The organism is Pseudomonas sp. GW822-FHT06B12 (genome assembly GCF_058799675.1).
Genome location: NZ_JBXALR010000006.1, coordinates 272374 through 290780, shown reverse-complemented (window position 1 = coordinate 290780; position 18407 = coordinate 272374). Strand labels below are relative to the sequence as shown.

The window sequence follows — 18407 nt, the reverse complement described above, 5'->3', positions numbered from 1 at the left end:
GAGTCGATCCGTCTTGTAGGACAAAACCTGCAAGATCAGCGGGGCGTGCAGTATAAAAAGCTCACGGCAGGGCTTTTCACTCTATAAACGACAATATTCAGCGAGAACTCTCGGCAAAATCCGCATTTGCGGAGGTGCATTACCTGGGATTCGGGCCTCAACTCGCCAGCGAAGCGGCGCCGAGTATTGCACAGCATTGGTGCAGCGTCATGCCCCTACCTAGGCAGTATTTACCGGCTGAATGGCTCTACCTCAATACTCTCAGACAACCACCAACCTCCGTGGCGAGGGAGCTTGCTCCCGCTCGGTGGCGAAGCCGCCGCAGAACAGATCAGCGCGGTTTACCTGACAGACCGCACTTGCAGATTTGGGACGGCTTCGCCGTCCAGCGGGAGCAAGCTCCCTCGCCACGTTGAGGACTTCAGTGTTTTCGGATTTTTCGTTCAGCAGTGGAGGCGTCGACTCAATAGCTGGGCAACTAAGGTCAATTGATACCCCAAAACCCAAGGACACAATAGAATGCATCCTCGCCCAAACTCCCACCTTCTGCGCTGTGGCAGACACTCCGAGCCAGGACGGGCCTATTTCGTCACGGTCGTCATTCACAATCGCCACCCGCTCTTTGCTGATTGGCGATTAGGTCGGTTGTTGGTTGCAGAAATGAAACGGGCTCATGAGTTAAATCAAGTCAACTCTCTGGCCTGGGTCGTCATGCCTGATCACCTCCACTGGTTGCTTGAACTGAAGCAAGGCACTCTGCCCCAGATCATGCAATCAACCAAATCTCGTAGCACGCTCGCTATAAATAGAACCATCAATGGCTCAGGAGCCTTCTGGCAAAGCGGCTACCACGACAGAGCAATACGCGACGATGAAGACCTGCGGCCTTTCGCTCGTTACATCGTCGCCAATCCATTGCGGGCCGGGTTGGTGGAAAGCATCGGAGATTATCCGCTCTGGGATGCAAGCTGGCTGTGAACCTACAAATCCGAAACCAGTCACAAAACCTGTGGCGAGGGAGCTTGCTCCCGCTGGACTGCGTAGCAGTCCCATTTTTAGGGCCGCTTCGCGCCCCAGCGGGAGCAAGCTCCCTCGCCACAGGATCGTGATCAGACAATTGTTGGAAATTCTGCATTCACAAATTTTTCACCAGTTCCAACCAGCGTCTAAGCTTCAGACAAGTCCGATAAATCTGCGTGAATGGATCAATCGACTATGGGCGCTTTATGGCAATCCGATTCGAGTGAAACTGTGGAACCAACTGATCGCGTGGAAGAAGCGCCTTTACCGAAAAAACCTCGCCGCCCCCGTTATGCCTGGCGGATGTTCTGGTTGTTGCTAGTGATCATTCTGGTCGCGCTCGGGTTTGCCGCCTCCAAGGAAATGCGCACCTCGAAATTGCAGGCACGCGAATTCAGCCAATTTGCCGCATCGCTGAAGTATTCGATGCAACCTGGCCCCAGCGATTCGATTTTCTATCCGGGAGACGGGCCTTTCGACAAGCGCCTGGGCTACAGTTCCCTGGGTGAATTTTTGCCGCGCTTGCTCAAGCGTGACTACATGATCACCGCGCAAACCCGCTTCTCGTCGAAACTGTTCGACTACAGCGAAAAGGGCTTCTTCGTGCCCTACACAGAAAAGATCCAGGCCGGTTTGTCCATCACCGATTGCCGCGCAGCACCGTTGTATCAGTACAACTATCCGCAGCAACTGTATTCGAGCTTTGCTGCCATCCCGCCGCTGGTGGTGCACAGCCTGCTGTTTATCGAGAACCGCGACCTGCTCGATCCCCAACAACCCTTTGCCAACCCCGCCGTGGACTGGCCACGTTTTGGCAAGGCCGCCTGGTCGCAAGTCGCCAAACTGGTGCACCTGCCGGGTCAAACGGCCGGTGGCAGCACCCTCGCCACTCAGCTGGAAAAATACCGCCACTCACCCGATGGCCTCACGGTATCGGGCAGCGAGAAAATCCGTCAGATGGTTTCCGCCAGCGTGCGCGCCTATCAGGATGGCCCGCAGACCCTGACAGCCCGGAAAAACATCGTCCGTGACTACCTCAACAGCGTGCCGCTGTCGGCGGTGCCCGGCCACGGCGAAGTGCATGGCATGGCCGAAGGTCTGCGTGTCTGGTATGGCGCCGACTTCGCTCAGGTCAACGAAACCCTGACCAGCGTTGCCAGTGATCCGCTGAGCCTGTCCAAACGCGGCCTGGCCCTGCGTCAGGTGCTGTCACTGATGATCGCCCAGCGCCGGCCTTCCCACTATTTGGCCAAGGGCCGTGACGAACTCGCAGACCTCACCGACAGCCACATCCGCCTGCTCGCCCAGAACTCGGTGATTGACGCGCCTCTGGCCGCCGCCGCACTGGCCAGCAAAGTGACCTACCGCGACTGGCAGCAACAACCGACCCTCCAGCCGATCGAATCCAACAAGGGTATCAGCGTCGCTCGCAGTCGCCTGGGTGCCCTGCTCAATCGCCCTTTGTATGACCTCGATCGCCTCGACCTGTCAGCCACCAGCACCTTGCAATACGACCTGCAAACCAAGGCCACCGAGTACCTCAAGCATCTGGCCGACCCGACCTACGCGGCGCAACTGGGCCTGCTTGGCGAACACTTGCTGACGCCTACCAGCACAACGCAGGTGCGCTACAGCTTCACCCTGTTCGAGCGCACGCCTGATGGCTCGCGCGTGCGCGTGCAAACCGACAGCACCGATCAGCCCTTCGACATCAACGAGGGCAGCAAGCTGGAACTGGGCTCTACCGCCAAACTGCGGGTACTCACCACTTACCTGCAAATCATCTCCGAACTGCACGACCGCTATGGCGCCAAGACACCGGCCGAGTTGAAGAAAACCGACGTCCCCGAACAGGACCGGATATCCCGCTGGGCCGTCGATTACCTGATCCAGAACAGCGACCGCAGCCTGCCAAAAATGCTCGATGCGGCCCTCAACCGTACCTACTCGGCCAACCCCGGCGAATCGTTCTTCACGGGCGGCGGCCTGCACACCTTTCACAACTTCCGCAAAGAAGACAACGGCCGCAGCCCGACCCTGCGCGATGCCCTGCGCGAATCGATCAACCTGCCGTTCATTCGCTTGATGCGCGACCTGGTGCGCTACACCACCTACTCGGAGCCCAACAGCAGCGGCCAATTGCTCAATGATGATGACAACCCACGGCGCCAGGAGTATCTGGCGCAATTTGCCGACCACGAGGGCACCGCGTTTTTACTGCGCTTCTGGAAGAAGTACCAGAAGAAGGACACCCAGGCTCGCCTCGAGACCTTCCTCGACGGCATGCACCCGACGGCAATTCGTCTCGCTGCGGTGCACCGCTACCTGCTGCCCGAGGCCAGCCAGGAAAGCTTCAACAGCTTTGTGCGTGCGCATCTGAAAACGGCCAAGAAAACCGATAAAAATATTGAAAAATTCACCGGAAAACCCAACGAAAAGCTCACTGACGAGCGCCTCGAAAAACTCTATAACACCTACGGCCCGGGTGCCTTTGACCTGCCCGACCAGGGCTTCATCGCCAAGGTCCACCCACTGGACCTGTGGCTGATGGGTTACCTGCTGAACAACCCTGACGCCAAGTTCAGCCAGATCGTCAAAGCCAGTGAATTCGAGCGTCAGGAAGTCTACAGCTGGCTGTTCAAGAGCCGGCACAGGAGTGCCCGCGACAGTCGTATCCGGACCATGCTGGAGATCGAAGCCTTCCTCGACATTCACCAGCGCTGGCAGAAAGTCGGTTACCCGTTCGATCACCTGGTGCCGTCACTGGCCACGGCCATCGGCAGCTCCGGTGATCGGCCAGCGGCGCTGGCAGAGCTGATCGGCACCATCCTCAATGATGGCGTGCGAATGCCGACCCTGCGCATCGATAGCCTGCACTTCGCCGCCGGCACGCCTTATGAAACAACGCTGATCAACGACCCGAACAAAGGCAAACGCGTGATGCCTTCCGAAGTGGCGACGGCGATGCGTGAAGCGTTGTCGCAAGTGGTGGATGCCGGGACCGCGAAACGGGTCGCCGGTACGTTCAAACTGCCGGACGGCACTCCCCTGGCCATGGGCGGCAAAACCGGCACGGGTGATAACCGCATCGAAGCCTTCGGCTCCGGCGGGCGGGTTCTGAGCTCAAAATCGATCAACCGTACCGCGACCTTCGTGTTCTATATCGGTAACAACCACTTTGGCACCCTGACCGCCTTCGTCCCCGGTGCCTCGGCGCAAGCCTACAAATTCACCTCGGCGTTGCCAGTGCAAGTACTCAAGGGCATGGCGCCGATTCTCACGCCGTACTTGCAACCCGGCACCCACACCCTGTGCCAGGCAACCATGGCCGATCGTTGACCATCACGATAACTATGTAACTCATGTGCACTGCTCATCTGGGTAGGCTGGGCTTTCCCACCTGACTCAAGGAGATGAGCAGTGTCTGAATTTCCAGGAAACCCTCGCGAGTTGTTCGCCCTCAACGAACAGGGCGCACATTTTCACATCATCAAAAATGCCATTTCGCAGCAGCATTTCCAGGCGGCTGCCGATCGACGCGCAGCACTCAAGCAGACCCGGCCGATCACCCCGCCGTGGTACGACAACGCGTCACAAGCACAGAAGAGCCAGCTTAAAGTCTTCAACGATGCACTCTTGAAATCCCAGAATGAGCAGGACCGGACTTTCAAGAAAAACCTGAAAAACATTCATGACTTCGCCAGGGCGCTGCTGCTGCCGGAACTGAAAAAGCTGGACGCCACCCTCGACCCCGACACGACCTGGCTGAGGCTCTACGCCCCCAAAAGCCTGGGTATATTCGGCATCAAGAGCGGTGGCTTTGCCGTCAAGACGTTTTCATTGTTGCAAGCCGCGCTGCACAACTTCGAAGACGACGAAGTTCAGCCAGGGTTCTTTGACGATGGATCGGGTTTCATCACCCAACCCGATAAGCGCGGACACTTTGATCGCGTCCGGACGTCGCTTGGCATCGAAACGTTCACGCGTCTATGCCGAACCCTGGACATCGGCGGGAAGTACCAGGCTTACCTCAAGGATTTTCTGCGCCCGGAAGATTCGTTCGTCCGGACGTTTCTGCAGCACAAGGCCACAACCCATCAGAAGAACGCCCTGAAAGCAGCGGCGTACATGGCACTGGTCAAAAAAGACATTGAGCAACGCGATTACGAGCTGCTGTTGAAGGTCGTCGCCGGTCAACAAAAAATCATGGAGGGTGACAAACAGGTTCTCTTCATGAGCTTGAGTGTCATGGGCCTGAGGTTGTCCGACTGCATGGTCTTCCTGCCCACCGTTCCACATCGCTATCACCAGGGCTATGTGCTTGCCTACATTCCCGATGACCCTGAACATCCGGTCAAGCGCTATGCCACGTTTACCGAGTTCCAGCAGGAGTTGACCCGACAATTCATGGCCCGCCCGCAAGGAAGTACCAGTGGGCAAACGGCTCTGGAGCCAACCGACTACCAGGTTTTTTTCAGCCGGTTCGTGGCAGAGCGAGACAAATCCTATTACTTCAGTCGCTTTACCGAGAAGGTCAGTGACGGACCACCGGAGTCATTTGCGATCACCTGGCGGCGTCATGAGTTAGTACGAATCGCCGAGCAGGCACTGCTCCAGACCCCGCTTCCCGGACCGCCGGATCGGGGCACGCGCCGCGACCCGATAGACGACCCCTACTTTTATGTCCGGGGCGTCTCCATGAGAGGCAAAGGCTTGTGGGAATCTTTCGACCCCTGGTCATTGCTTCACGACATCAAGCTGGATCGCTTGTTCGAGGATGCCCGAATCATGGCGATCCCCACCGAGGATCAAGATGCCAAGGCTCGATCAGCGCGCTGGGCCAATTACCTGAACATCGGTTTCACCGCCGTCGGCGTATTTGCGATGTTCGTGCCGGGTCTCGGCGAGGCGATGCTGGTGGTCATGGCCGGCCAGTTGCTTTCAGAAGTCCTCGAAGGTGCGATAGAACTCAGCGAAGGTGACCGCGAGGCCGGTTGGGCGCATATCACCGATGTCATCGAAAACGTCGCCACCGCTATCGTCCTCGCACCGGTGTTCCACTACACGGTTTCACCTTTTATCGAAGGCTTGAAGCCGATCAAATTGCCCGATGGCAAAACCCGCCTGTGGAAACCCGACCTCGCACCCTACCGCTACAAGGGCCGCTTGCCGGACGATCTCACCCCGATTGAACCGGGCGTGTACCAACATGCCGGTAAAACCCTCGTGCAACTCGATACACACTTTTATGAGGTCAGGGACAACTCCCGAACCGCTCGGCAACACCTCCAGCACCCCGTGCGCACCGACGCCTACCAACCGGCACTCCGCCATAACGGCGCCGGCGCTTACGTGCTCGACTTCGAGCAGCCACGGGCATGGGACACCTCGACACTGCTACGCCGGATGGGGCGTTCGGTGAACGAGCTGAGCGAGGGCCAACGTGAAGAGGCCCTGCGGGCCAGCGGCACACAGCCCGACGAACTGCGCAGGATGTATGCCGAGAACAGCACGCCCCCACTGTTGTTCGACGACACCCTCACCCGATTGACCATCGACAACGACGTGCAAACCTTCATCGATCAGATGAAAAGCGACGATCCCGCGGTCTACGCCCAGGCCAGCCCAATCACTCAATTGCACCTCATGACACGCTACGGCCTCTGGCCCGACGGTGTCTCGATGCGAATCATCGACAACCAGTTCAATACCGTCTGGGAGTACGCCAGCTCAAAAGCTGCACATGGTCGCAAACTGGTCGTGCAGCTCAGTGAACAAGAGCTACTGAAGGGCAAGCTGCTGGAGGGAGTGATGGATACACTCGATGGCAATGCGACGTCGGTCATTCTCGACCAGCCGCAGGACACCTCACAGGCCTCACTCAAGGTTCGTACCCGACAGCTACGCCAGAAACTGGCAGCACTGGCACAGCGAAACCGGGCAGCATTGTTCAATGATGACTATGCCAGCCGCGGGCATACCAGCAACAAACCTGCCGAAGTGATCAAACAGCAGTTCCCTGAACTTCCCACCACGGTAGTCGAACGCCTGTTGACCAGTGCCGATCCGCTGGAAGGCGCCACTATCAACGACGAAGAGCACATTCCCCTGCGCTTGAAAAACATCGCCCGGGAGCTGCAATCCGAGGTACAGGCCACCCGGGCCAGTGAAGGCTTGATTCGCGATTCTCTGTTTACCGAGAACACCGAACGGCTGGTGCTCGGGGCCCTGCGCCAGAACACCGATACATTCGGCGATCTGCGAATCGAGGTCCGCGTAGGCAGCGCCGACGGCCCACTGAGCAGCAACGCCGGCGCAGCGGACGCCTCGACCGTCAGGTTGCTGATCAACAAGGAACCGCAGCGGTACGAGGTCCGCGATGCAGAACACAACCTGCTGCACGAGGCCGATGACTTCTACGAATCACTCCTGCGTGCTCTGCCCGCTAAACAACGCCAAGCCTTGGGTTACCGCGTGGGTGAAGGTGAACAACTCAAACAGTGGGTCATGACCAAAACCGAACCACCCAGCGTGCGCCGCACGCTGCTGGCCGAGCCGCCAGTGCGGGGAGCTCCGCGCCGCGAAACCCTGCTTTTGCTTCGCGGTGGAGCCCTGAGCAGCGAAAGCAAGACCCTGACCGAAAGGGTGCAGGACCTCTACCCAAACATGAACCCTCATGAAGTGACCTCGTTCGTTGAGTCCTTGAACAGCCGCCCTGAACCACTCGCGGCCGTGACGCAACTTGAGCAAGAGCTCGACGAACTGCGCGTCACCCTGAATCAATGGCGCTATCAACAGCCGGAAAGCTGGGGTCCCGATAGCCAGGGTTTTGTCAACGGAGGAGGACGACACATCGCCAGGCAACTGATCAAGTGCTTCGAAAGACAAACCAGAGCAGTCGATGCTCCGGCGCCGCAGCTGGACAGCGGTTACACCCTGGATCTGTCGAGCGCTTTTCAGCAAGACATTAATCTGGAGCACTGGTGGAAAATACTGCCAAATCTGGGCAAGTATCTGGATAAAGTCACGGCGTTAAAGCTGGACAGCACTCCGTTTCCCACGCAGGCCAATGGCCTGCTGAAAGACTTTCGACACCTGCGCAATTTGTCGGCACGCCGATGCCATTTGACCGCATTGCCTGAACACATCGGCCAGATGCACTTTCTCAAGACGCTACGGCTGAGCGACAACTTCATCCCGTTGACGGCCGAGAACGTTCAGCAACTCAAAGACCTGACCCGTCTGGAAGTCCTGAGGCTCGATAACAATCCATTGGGTCGTCTTCCAGACGTCGGACGCATGCCGGCGCTGCGCGAATTGACGCTGTTCAACACCAACATCGACACCTGGCCAGAAGGGCTCTGGGCCAAACGCCGACCCCGTGGTTTTTTCCTCGACATGAGGTCTAACCCCATTACAACGATCCCCGAGGTCGTTCCGGGCTCCGACGATGCCTTCATCGTGGCGCGCACACGTCTCGACGCAATGGACCTGTCGGAGCCGAACCGACTGCGCTATGAAGATTATCGAACCTCGGTGGGAATACCTCGCCGTCACGCCTACAACGCACTCGCCGAAAGGGTCCAGGAAAAATGGCCAAGACCCAACGACAGGGGCTGGTGGGGATATCTCGATGGGCAAGGCGTTGCCAGGCCCACGGCCTGGTCAGACCTGGGCGCGGAAACCGGCTCAGCTGATTTTTTCACCGTCATCGATAGCCTGACGCAGTCTGCTGATTACCGCGCCGGCGGCGACGCACGCCTGCAATTATCTTCACGGGTGTGGCGAACCATCGATGCCATGGACCTGAACCCCGGGTTGCGTGAAAAGCTGTTCGCCATGGCGTCTACCCCTGCCAACTGCGCCGACGCGGGCGCTCAACTCTTCAACAACATGGGTGTGCAAGTGCTGGCCGCCGAGGCGCACGCGTTTTCGACCTCGAACGTCGTGCTGGAAAACAAACTGGTGGCCCTGGCCAGGGGCACCGCACGCCTGGAGCGGGTCAACGAAATTGCGCGCGCCGACATCCTGGCACGCGGAGGCAACCCGGATGACGTCGAAGTCTATCTGGCCTACCAGACCTCCCTGGCCCAGCGCCTGGATCTGCCGTGGCAGTCGCAACGCATGCTCTTCCGGCGCGTTGCCGGTGTCAGCGAAGCCAATATCGAGCAAGCCTTTGAAACGGTAACCGCACTCGAGGAAGGTGACGGCCTGGTGGACTCGATGAATGAGCGAGACTTCTGGATCAACTATCTGAATGACCGCTACCCAAGCGAATTCAGAGCAAATGAAGCGCTGTATCAGACAAGGTCGGGCCTGTTGACCGACCTGATTACGGCGCAACGCGAATGGGCCACCTCCGAGGACTTGACCACCGAGCAACGAACCGAACTACAGGACCGCTTGAAAGTCCTGGCAGACAGGCTATCGATGCCTCACGAGGAGGTCTTTACCGATCAGCCGATGTCCCTGCAAACAGAGGATCGCCTGAACAATGAAATGTACGATCAGGAAAAGAACCTGAGCAGACGCCTGACACACGAAGCTCTGAATAAAGCCGACCTGTAACAGGCTGATCCCGCCCTCACTGCGATGTGCTCGACAGATGAAAGTGCGCTTTCATCTGTCGAGCCTAAATGCGTTGAATTCAAGCCAGCATTCAAGTAGCCGACTCCTGTCTCGATGAATCACGGGGCCACGGCGCTAAAGACCAACATCACATTGCCGTAATAGCTGCCCGCCGATTTATACCCGCCCACCGGCACCTTTGGCTCGATGTCCAGGCGCACGCGACTCCCCGCCATGGCGTCTGCGGCAGACACGACTTCCCGGGGCTGCGGGTCATGACTCAGTTCCCGGTCGTTGAAGCGCACGCGCAAGTAGATATTGTCGATGCCATTGGACAAATACGGCTCGCTTTCCAGACGAGCCTCAATCGCGCTGGAGTCGTGCCTGACGTCAAAGGTCTTGTGCACCCCCCCCAGGGTGTTGGTGTTCAGATTCCACACCAAAATCTGCTCGCGATGAATCCAGTCGGTCTCGGTCGGTATCACGTAGAACCCCAAGGTGGGGATATCCACCGACACCTCGAATTCGTGTACTTCGCGCGCCGCGAAAGCCTGGGGACTCATGAGCGCCATGACGCCCACCGACGCCGCGATTAACCATTGCTTGATCATGTCGGGTACCTGTTGCCTCAAAGAGAAACCTGCGCGAGAGCTATTGGCTGACGATGTGCAGCGCCTTTTTTGACTGCCCTTCGATCAGGTTGAAGCGATACTCGCGGCCCGCCTGCTTCTGGAACGCAAAGGTCTTTCCCGCCAGAACGTGGTGCTTGGTCGTCGGCTCGCAGGCGGTTTCGTCTTTCAACGAGCAGTTCTTGAACTCATCGATCACCACCACCGTGTTGCCGTTGTTGCGAAGGCTGTACGTACCGGCGCCGTCCTCGATCACGCTGTCGAAACGAGTGTTTTTCGGCCGAACGAAGAACACCGTACCGAAACCGGCCATGACGTTGACCCCGGCGGTCAGTTGTTTCTTGTAGTCTTCACGCTCCTCGCTGGACACCGCGAACTCATCTTCCTTTTCCGGCACCACCGGCACGAAACGCACACGAAAGTAGCGCTCGGTTTCCCGCTCGCCCATGTACAGCAAACGCGTGCCCTGCATGCCGTTGGCCGGCACGATCAACCGGGCTGGGCTGGCCATCAAGCCATCGCGGGCACTGGCCCCCGCCTGAGTCTTGAGCGGAACTTCGGTAGGCGTGCCATCGGCGTTATAGATAATTTCCAGCACGTTGACCTTGACGAAGGCAGTGCTGTCACCGCCATTGAACACCCGTTTCAAGTACGTACTTTTATCGCCATCCAAGTAGTCATAGACCGTCCCGACATTGATATTCGGTGCTGCCTGAATCGCCAGGGACAACCCGCTCAAACCCAACAGTGCTACCAGACGCCTCATAACCTTGAACCTCATGACATTGAACACAACACGGGCGTGACCGATCGATGCGCAGCCCATCAGACCTCCGAATCCCAGATCACCGTGACTTTGCCGGAATAGTGGCCTGGCTGACCGGGGGACAGCATGAACCCCATCTGATCGACCTCGAAGTGCAGCACACCGGGGGCTCTATCCACATAAAATCCCGGTTGAAACTGTGGCGCGTTGGCCGCACCGGTTCGTAGCCGCAGATGCTTGACGGGTTGCCCGGCGAGATCCGTCAACCCGTTGGGCAGGCTGGTGCTGACCCGCAACTCAACCGCACGGTGGGTGACCGGGTCCTGGATCATGCATTCGTAGGAGGGTGCCGAAATCTCGCATTCCAGCAGCATTTTGAATTTCGATGACGCCGAGATAGTGAACGTCTGATCCCGGAACAGGCGCACCGGCTTGCGTCCCGTCTGCAGCCAGCTTTGCCAGCCACCCGCGGGCACCAACTGGACTTTGTTGCCGCCGGGAGGGATATCGACCTTCAAGGTGTGCTGCACATCCAGGACGAAGTCCAGGCTCAGGTTGCTGTCATCCGCAGGCGTGCCTCCAATATCGAAGTCGGCGCCCGGGCCGACCCGATAGTTAATCGAACCGGTATAGAGCCCGCTCGACATCCCGAGAGGATTAGGCGTACGCAGTTCGTAGGCAAAATCCAGAGTGTTAAAAGACATATGGGGGATAGGAAAGTAGGTTCTCTTGGTACAGGCTGCCTCTACCGGCGTCTTCCAGAAAAACCGATAGGTTTGACCTGTATAGGAACCCACACCGCTGTACTCACAGGGCGACGGCGCGTACACCCAGCTACTGCCGTACCAAAGCTTCTGATGCCCTTCTAATAGGTCAGTTACGCCAACCAGACTGGCGGCTGAATGACTAAGGACGTATTCAGAACCCACTCCGGTAATGCGCACCTCGACGGTTTCAGTTTCCATGGTTTGCCTGTTCGTCACGGTCAACTGTCGCCAATTGGCCGGCACTTTCACCGGGATGAGGTCGAGGCGCACAATGTTTGACCTCGGCCCAAAACGAAACGGCAACCGAATGCTGAACATATTGTTATCCCGGCACTGGTCCGGATAGCTCGCGCAGTAGCCGCTGTTCGGCGTTTTGTTGATGAACACATTTTTCTGCGGCTGCGATGGATCAGGGGTGAACAGCGCCCGGATCTCCACCGCCCCAACCGATGGAGCCAGCAGCGTCATCGCCAACCCCAGGCTAATCGTGGACATTTTCATGGCTTCAACCTGCCTTCTGGTCAGAGGAATTAGCATCGGCCAACGTATCTGGACTGCACCGCAAGTCACCGATCATCAACACATTGTTTTCACTGCGGTGTTTGTCCATATCGAGCCGGAATTGGCACAACAACTGGTCGGCATAACGCACTTCCAGCGTGGGTGAACCGGCGTTCATTTCCATGGAGAAGAACCCGTCTACTTCACTCACTCCACGGCTGGCGTGGTTGATGATGTGGTGGCCCTTGAGCGGCAGGCCCTGAGGATCGAGCAAACGACCGAGCACCGTCAGGGTTCGCATCACGCGGACCTTGCGATAGTCCACGCCGCCCTTGTTCAGGTGATAGGCAGTGCGTGCCGGTTGAATGGTTGCGGCCGGAACATGGTTGCCTTCGAAGTCGAAACTCACCGAGCTGTTCTTGTAGGCGGTGATCGGAATAAAGTTGCGCCCCGGTCGCAAGGCCGAGCTACCGCCACTCAGGTCGTCGGCGCGCAAGGCGATACCATCAATGTCGGACTCGACGTCGACGATCATCCCCGCGCCACGTCCCTGATACTGGCTGGTCATCACCATCTTCCGGGCACCGATGGCCACCGTGCTGTCCAGGTTCAGGCCACCGGTGAAATTACCGTTAAAAGAGGAGCGCTGAATAAACCCGTCGCCATTGATCGTATCGGTGCGAAAGTTCGCCAGGCTGGACAAGCCGATGCCGTAGATGTCGGTGAGCGCCGTGGCCGAGACGCTTTGCAGCACATGGTCCTGCAAGTCTTTGCGGTAGCCGAGCGAGGCGTTGTTGTCGCGGCTGCCGTCACGCGCCGTGCGCGAACCAATGCTGCCCGACCAGTGCTCCCCTGGCCCCCCCAGCGCCATGGTGATACTCAGGTCGACCCCGCGATTGCGCGCGTCACCGCTGCTGAAACTGCCGGGGCGGTCGAACAGCGACAAGCGCCATTGGGCGTCGCTGCCAAACACCACGCTGCGTTGGGTCCAGCCCAGGTCCACGCCTACGCCCTCGGTGTTGCCCTCACTGTGGGAGACCCGGGCGTTGAGCGAGCTTTTGCGGCTGACCCGATGGTTCAGCGCCAACGATGAGTTACTGGTCTGGCCGGTGAACACATTGCGCTGGCGCACACGGGTGCCGTCGGGCAGGGTTTCGTAGATGTCGCGGGTGTCGAGCCAGCTGCGGTTGTGGCTGATCACCAGACTGCCAGCGCCATAGTTGTAAAGGCCTTGCAGATCCGCGCCGGTGCCGTGGTCTTCGGTCTGGTAAACGTTGGCGTACAGGCTGGTGCTGTTGGCCAGGGTCCAGTCGATGGAAATGCCGTATTGCAGTTTTTCCCGCACCTCACGCGCCGACAGCCCAAGAATGACTCGTGGGTGCAGCAGGTAGTTGATCGAAGCCCCCGCGGTCGCACTGCCACTGGCCTGTTGATCCCAGTTGCTGAGCAGTTTGGTTTCCTGCCCGGCAAACAGGTTGTAGCGCCAGCGCTCATCGTGGTTGCGCCAGTTGTTCGGCTTGTACACCAGCTCCAGGGTCGTCGAGGTGATTTGACCGTCTTCGATCAAGCGCACTTCCACTTCATAGATACCGCCGGGCAGCGGTCGCGTGTCGAGGGTCTGCAGGCCGGCGGGCACCGATTGAGTATTGAGCAGCAGACCGTCGCGGTAGATTTCCACCGAGGCCTGCCGATTGGCGGTGACATAAATCGGATAAACGCTGGGCTTCAGGCTGTCGATCGCCAGACTGTCGGAGCTGCCGAACATCACTCCCACGGCGGTATCGGGACTGTTGCCGAACGAGCGTGGCTGGCGTGTCAGACCTTCGGAATTCGGGGTGAAATAGCCCAGCCGGGCAAAACTGCCTTGTAACTCGCGCTGGGTGTAGAGCTCGTAGATCGAGTGATACAGCTTGTCATCCGGTCCGCCGAGACGGGCCAGTTGCAGGTTGAGAGTCTGGCTCCAGTTGCCCAGGCTGCCGCTGGCCTCAAGGCCAAATCGTCCGCCCAGGTCCTGATCCTGACCGCCATTGAGGTTGAGCTGGTTGCGCACGATCAGGCCGCTGCTGCCGCCTTCGGGCTGGTCGTAATAACGCTTGGTTTCAGTGTCGCGCTCGGCATTTTCAGTGACGATCGACACCAATGAATTTTCGAGGTTGTAGTGGATCGCCAGCATTTTCTCTGGACACGTACCGGCACAGGCGCCCAGCGCCACGCCAGGCTTGAGGTAATCGGCCCAGGTTTCACGCTCGCTGGCGCTGTAGCGGCTTTCGCTGGTATCGGTAAATTCGAGCAAGGTGATGCGATCATCGCGGGACAACACAATCATGGCCTCACCAAGTGGCTGTTGATCACGTTCAACCCGAACCGCCAACGGCACATCGAAAAAGTGTTCTTCGAAATCCGCCGGTAAGCCTTTGGCCTGGGCCAACAAACTTCTCGGTGTATGACCAACAGGAGCGGGCGCTGCGAATGCACTGCTACAAAACAGCAACGCAAGTGCAGCCGCGATGGGCGTCATCGGGAACATGAACGAGCACTCTAATTACAGATTGGTTAAAGCCCGGCCGGCAAACAGAAGTGTTTGCCAACCGGTTACGTTACTTAGGCAAGTAAGCGTTTACTATCATGTTTGAAATTCAAAGCGCGACAGGGGGAACCGCGTCGAACAACATGGTCACCGAACCGGTGTAGTCACCCGGAGCAAAGGTCGCCCCTTTTGCGCTAATACGCACAGGGGCGCGGAAGTTCACGTTCGACTCTACTTCGCCCGCGACCAATTGTGGGGTGTTGTTGAGCTCTTTGTTGCTGACCTCTACTAACAGGTTAATGGTATTGGCTCCGGAGATGAGTTTCGGTGTGCCTTCCACGCTGGCGTGAACCGAACCGTTGATGTTGCGCATGTCGAAGAAGCCGTTCACCTGACGCATGGTACCTGTCGCCGGGTTGTGGCTCATGTCCTGATCCTTGTTGACCAGGTCCGCATCGACTGGAACGACGTAGAAGCCATTGGTCGGAACGTGGGCCACCAGACTGATGGAGTGTTTGGCTTCGCCGGCGGCAAATACGACGGAAGAACCCAGCGCCAGAACAGCCAAAGGAGCAGCAATTGCGAATTTCTTGAACATCATTCGATACCTGTCTGTTTAATAAGGTTTGGATCATTGAAAGTTGAAACAAACCGAAGGCCAATCACACACCGTGATAGCGCTTTATCTCAACTTTCAACGCCAGCGAATGATCGGGCAATTCCTATGGAAAGTAAGCAGGCAAGTTCCTGCGAGCCTGTAGCCAGGGCGCCGCAGATAAAGAGTGACAAAACCCGAAATATCAAAAAAAACAGTGAGCAGCTGTAAGAGCCAGACTACAGACAGAAAAGTTAAAAAAACAATACAGCACACCAGACAACGCATTGTCCGTAATACCAACACCTCATAACTAGCAAATAAAGGCCTGAACCGAACTATTAGAGAGTTAACACTAATTTCCGAAGACACGACAGCATTAAAACCCCGCGTTTTTTCGATAGTTATTGTCCAACAATTGTACAAATAGATCTCTTGCCTTCTCCCGCTCCCGCGCTTGACCGTTGGTCCTGTGCCCTTGATTTTCTGTAAAGATATATCTTAAGTTGTATCTAAACACGACGAGAGCACTTAAAAATGAGAGACCATCATTCCCACCGTGACCACAGCGAGGGCCGCGACGGCTTCGAAAAACGCCCAGGCCCCGGCCGCGAACGCGGTGGTCGTGGCCCGCGGGTGTTCGCCCCCGGCGATCTGAAACTGCTGCTGTTGGCGCTGATCGCCGAACAGCCGTGCCACGGCTACGACCTGATTCGCCAGATCGAAAGTATGTTCGACGGCGCCTACTGCCCCAGCCCCGGCGTGATCTACCCGACGCTGACCTTTCTTGAAGAAAGCGAAATGATCCTCGGCGACGCCGAGGGCGGGAAAAAACGCTACAGCATCACCGACGCCGGACGTCTGTCATTAAGCGAACAGGCGATCGCCCTGGATGGCGTGCGCATGCGTATCGAAGTCAGCAAGCGCTCGTTGCGCGGCCAGGATCGACCCGCCGAAATTCACGAAGCGGTGCACAACCTGCGTCATGCCCTGCAAATGCATCACGGACGCTGGAGCCCGGAAGAAATCCTGCGGGTGCGCGATTTGCTCAACAACACCGCCAAAGCCATCGTCGATGGCCCTGTCGTTCAACCTGTTCAGGAGAAGGCCGAATGACTGAAGTCATCGTGCAAACCATTCACCGTGTCAGCCACGAACTCAAACGCCGCCGTCTGCAAGTGCTGCGGGTGCTCGACCTGACCCCGCGCATGCGCCGGATCACCCTCGGCGGAGCGGAGCTGGCCGGTTTTGTCAGCCTCGGAACCGACGACCACGTAAAGCTGTTTTTCCCACAAACCGCAGCGGAACACGCAACACTGGAAACCCTGGTACTGGGCGCCGGCAAAGACCACGGGCCGTTGCCTGCAATGCGCGACTACACGCCACGCCGTTACGACCTGGACACGCTGGAGCTGGACATCGACTTCGTCCTGCACGGCGATGGCCCTGCCGCCACTTGGGCGGCGCAGGCCACACCTGGCCAGTTCCTGCATATCGGCGGGCCACGCGGCTCGATGATCGTGCCGGACGTCTTCGACAGTTATCTGCTGATCGGTGACGAGACCGCCCTGCCCGCCATCGCCCGCCGCCTCGAAGGCCTGGCGGCCAACCGGCGCGCACTGGTGGTGGTAGAAATCGAGAACGGCGCTGAACAGCAAGTCCTTGAAAGCCCGGCAGAGGTCAAGGTGATCTGGGTCTTGCGCGAAGCGGGTCAGAACCACCTGCTGACCACCATGCAACAGCTGCCAATGCCGAGCGGCGATTTGTATGCATGGATCGCGACCGAATCCAGAGTCTCACGACAGATCCGCCGCGTGCTGCTGGACGAGAAGGGTTTGAGTCAAGATCAGGTGAAGGCCGTGGGTTATTGGAAGCTCGACGACAGCGACGAGGAGTAATCCCTTCGAGGGCCCCTTCGCGAGCAAGCCCGCTCCCACATTTGATCCGCGCCCCCTGTGGGAGCGGGCTTGCTCGCGAAGGCAATGTCACCCGCGCTACACATCTGGACGTGTACCATGACATCCTTGCCAGCGATCCAGCCCAACCACCACCAGCGCAATCACCACAAACCCCAGCAATATCCCGCTGGCATTGATGAACACCTGTGGATAACCGAGCTTTTCGACATCGATGAAAGGATAGGGGTAGAGCCCCAGCGAGTGTCCGCGCAGCAAGGAATAAGCGAAATACACCACCGGGTAAATCACCCACAACCCGATGTGGCTCAGGCGCAAGGTGCCCTTGGGCACGCACCGCCACCAATACAGCAGAAACAGCAACGGCATGACGTCATGCAGCAGCTCGTCGGCGATGAACTGCCAGCCCTGCGGGTGCCACAAGTGCCGCAATAACAGGCTGTACGCCAGACCGACCACGGCAATGCTCACGGCGATCCCGCTGCTGACCCATGGCTGCAGGAAAAACTCGCGGCCCTTTGATTCCCGTGAGGTTACGGCACACGTCAGCACCGTCGCCGCCAGCGTATTGGTCAGGACCGTAAAGTAACTGAAGTAGCTCATCAGCCCACCGAGCAGGCTGGCGTCGATACTCCAGCGACCGTAAAACACCAGGTACAGCTGAATGCTCAATCCCAGCCAGCCCAATACAGCGGCCAGGCAGGTGAATCCCTTCACATGCGTTGGGTGTCGAGTCGGCTCGGCGGGCATCTATATTCCTTAGAGCGGACGTTTGGTGCGCATCAATTTCACGTAGAGCTTTTCGACTTTCTCGCGGGCCCACGGGGTTTTGCGCAGAAAGGTCAGACTCGACTTGATACTCGGATCACTCTTGAAGCAACGAATGTCGATGCGCTCGGCCAGCCCCGACCATTCGTAGTGTTCAACCAGCGCGTTGAGGATCTGTTCCAGGGTCACGCCGTGCAGCGGGTTGGTGTTCTGTTCGGTCATGCCAGGCCTTTGAACGAAGAAAGTAAAGGAAGCCGCGCACCATAGCCGAGGGTGCTGTCCGGTGGAAGGACCTTCGGCAAAGGTGTTTGTCGGATACCGGGTTAACTGTAGGTCCCCCCGTAGGACAG

Annotated in this window: 12 protein-coding genes; 5 read left to right on the top strand and 7 right to left on the bottom strand. The window is 58.1% G+C overall.

What is annotated here, in order from left to right:
• Nucleotides 1-519 precede the first annotated feature (519 nt).
• The 3 genes from AC1RKH_RS15925 to AC1RKH_RS15915 all read left to right on the top strand — a co-directional run bounded on the left by AC1RKH_RS15925 (nucleotide 520) and on the right by AC1RKH_RS15915 (nucleotide 9588).
• Nucleotides 520-978 carry an REP-associated tyrosine transposase gene (locus tag AC1RKH_RS15925; RefSeq protein WP_493062992.1) on the top strand — a complete coding sequence of 153 codons (459 nt, stop codon included), beginning with the start codon at nucleotides 520-522 and terminating at the stop codon, nucleotides 976-978.
• Between the two features lie 237 nt (nucleotides 979-1215).
• A complete protein-coding gene (locus AC1RKH_RS15920) occupies nucleotides 1216-4359 on the top strand; it encodes a transglycosylase domain-containing protein (protein WP_493062991.1) in 3144 nt (1047 codons plus the stop codon).
• Between the two features lie 81 nt (nucleotides 4360-4440).
• Complete coding sequence (locus tag AC1RKH_RS15915; protein ID WP_493062990.1) at nucleotides 4441-9588, top strand: NEL-type E3 ubiquitin ligase domain-containing protein; 5148 nt, start codon at nucleotides 4441-4443, stop codon at nucleotides 9586-9588.
• 119 nt (nucleotides 9589-9707) lie between these two features.
• Here the strand turns inward: AC1RKH_RS15915 and AC1RKH_RS15910 are convergent, their stop codons facing one another.
• The 5 genes from AC1RKH_RS15910 to AC1RKH_RS15890 all read right to left on the bottom strand — a co-directional run bounded on the left by AC1RKH_RS15910 (nucleotide 9708) and on the right by AC1RKH_RS15890 (nucleotide 15379).
• Complete coding sequence (locus AC1RKH_RS15910; RefSeq protein WP_493062989.1) at nucleotides 9708-10199, bottom strand: CS1 type fimbrial major subunit; 492 nt, start codon at nucleotides 10197-10199, stop codon at nucleotides 9708-9710.
• A gap of 40 nt (nucleotides 10200-10239) precedes the next feature.
• Nucleotides 10240-10983, bottom strand: coding sequence for a molecular chaperone (locus tag AC1RKH_RS15905; protein ID WP_493062988.1), 744 nt, complete (start codon nucleotides 10981-10983; stop codon nucleotides 10240-10242).
• A 59-nt stretch (nucleotides 10984-11042) separates the two neighbouring features.
• Nucleotides 11043-12251 (bottom strand): hypothetical protein, encoded by a 1209-nt coding sequence (locus AC1RKH_RS15900; protein WP_493062987.1) that lies wholly within the window; start codon nucleotides 12249-12251, stop codon nucleotides 11043-11045.
• 4 nt (nucleotides 12252-12255) lie between these two features.
• Nucleotides 12256-14778: a CS1-pili formation C-terminal domain-containing protein gene (locus AC1RKH_RS15895; protein ID WP_493062986.1), complete on the bottom strand. Its 2523-nt coding sequence runs from the start codon at nucleotides 14776-14778 to the stop codon at nucleotides 12256-12258.
• Between the two features lie 109 nt (nucleotides 14779-14887).
• Nucleotides 14888-15379, bottom strand: coding sequence for a CS1 type fimbrial major subunit (locus AC1RKH_RS15890; protein WP_493062985.1), 492 nt, complete (start codon nucleotides 15377-15379; stop codon nucleotides 14888-14890).
• Nucleotides 15380-15910: 531 nt separating this feature from the next.
• Between AC1RKH_RS15890 and AC1RKH_RS15885 the strand changes: the two genes are divergently transcribed.
• Both AC1RKH_RS15885 and AC1RKH_RS15880 read left to right on the top strand, forming a co-directional pair.
• On the top strand, nucleotides 15911-16489 hold the full coding sequence (locus AC1RKH_RS15885) for a PadR family transcriptional regulator (RefSeq protein ID WP_493062984.1): 579 nt from the start codon (nucleotides 15911-15913) through the stop codon (nucleotides 16487-16489).
• Nucleotides 16486-17271, top strand: a complete 786-nt coding sequence (locus tag AC1RKH_RS15880; RefSeq protein ID WP_493062983.1) for a siderophore-interacting protein — start codon at nucleotides 16486-16488, stop codon at nucleotides 17269-17271. The genes AC1RKH_RS15885 and AC1RKH_RS15880 overlap by 4 nt, the downstream gene beginning before the upstream one ends.
• Nucleotides 17272-17367: 96 nt before the next feature.
• Here AC1RKH_RS15880 and AC1RKH_RS15875 read toward each other — a convergent pair whose 3' ends face one another.
• Together AC1RKH_RS15875 and AC1RKH_RS15870 are read right to left on the bottom strand one after the other, a co-directional pair.
• Nucleotides 17368-18039 (bottom strand): Pr6Pr family membrane protein, encoded by a 672-nt coding sequence (locus tag AC1RKH_RS15875; protein ID WP_493062982.1) that lies wholly within the window; start codon nucleotides 18037-18039, stop codon nucleotides 17368-17370.
• A gap of 9 nt (nucleotides 18040-18048) precedes the next feature.
• Nucleotides 18049-18279, bottom strand: a complete 231-nt coding sequence (locus AC1RKH_RS15870) for a VF530 family protein (protein WP_123425128.1) — start codon at nucleotides 18277-18279, stop codon at nucleotides 18049-18051.
• Between the last annotated feature and the right edge of the window lie 128 nt (nucleotides 18280-18407).

Coding starts and splice junctions, on each gene's coding strand:
- AC1RKH_RS15925 (WP_493062992.1), top strand. CDS start 520: ATGCATCCTCGCCCAAACTCCCACCTTCTGCGCTGTGGCAGACACTCC.
- AC1RKH_RS15920 (WP_493062991.1), top strand. CDS start 1,216: ATGGGCGCTTTATGGCAATCCGATTCGAGTGAAACTGTGGAACCAACT.
- AC1RKH_RS15910 (WP_493062989.1), bottom strand. CDS start 10,199: ATGATCAAGCAATGGTTAATCGCGGCGTCGGTGGGCGTCATGGCGCTC.
- AC1RKH_RS15905 (WP_493062988.1), bottom strand. CDS start 10,983: ATGAGGCGTCTGGTAGCACTGTTGGGTTTGAGCGGGTTGTCCCTGGCG.
- AC1RKH_RS15900 (WP_493062987.1), bottom strand. CDS start 12,251: ATGAAAATGTCCACGATTAGCCTGGGGTTGGCGATGACGCTGCTGGCT.
- AC1RKH_RS15895 (WP_493062986.1), bottom strand. CDS start 14,778: ATGTTCCCGATGACGCCCATCGCGGCTGCACTTGCGTTGCTGTTTTGT.
- AC1RKH_RS15890 (WP_493062985.1), bottom strand. CDS start 15,379: ATGATGTTCAAGAAATTCGCAATTGCTGCTCCTTTGGCTGTTCTGGCG.
- AC1RKH_RS15885 (WP_493062984.1), top strand. CDS start 15,911: ATGAGAGACCATCATTCCCACCGTGACCACAGCGAGGGCCGCGACGGC.
- AC1RKH_RS15880 (WP_493062983.1), top strand. CDS start 16,486: ATGACTGAAGTCATCGTGCAAACCATTCACCGTGTCAGCCACGAACTC.
- AC1RKH_RS15875 (WP_493062982.1), bottom strand. CDS start 18,039: ATGCCCGCCGAGCCGACTCGACACCCAACGCATGTGAAGGGATTCACC.
- AC1RKH_RS15870 (WP_123425128.1), bottom strand. CDS start 18,279: ATGACCGAACAGAACACCAACCCGCTGCACGGCGTGACCCTGGAACAG.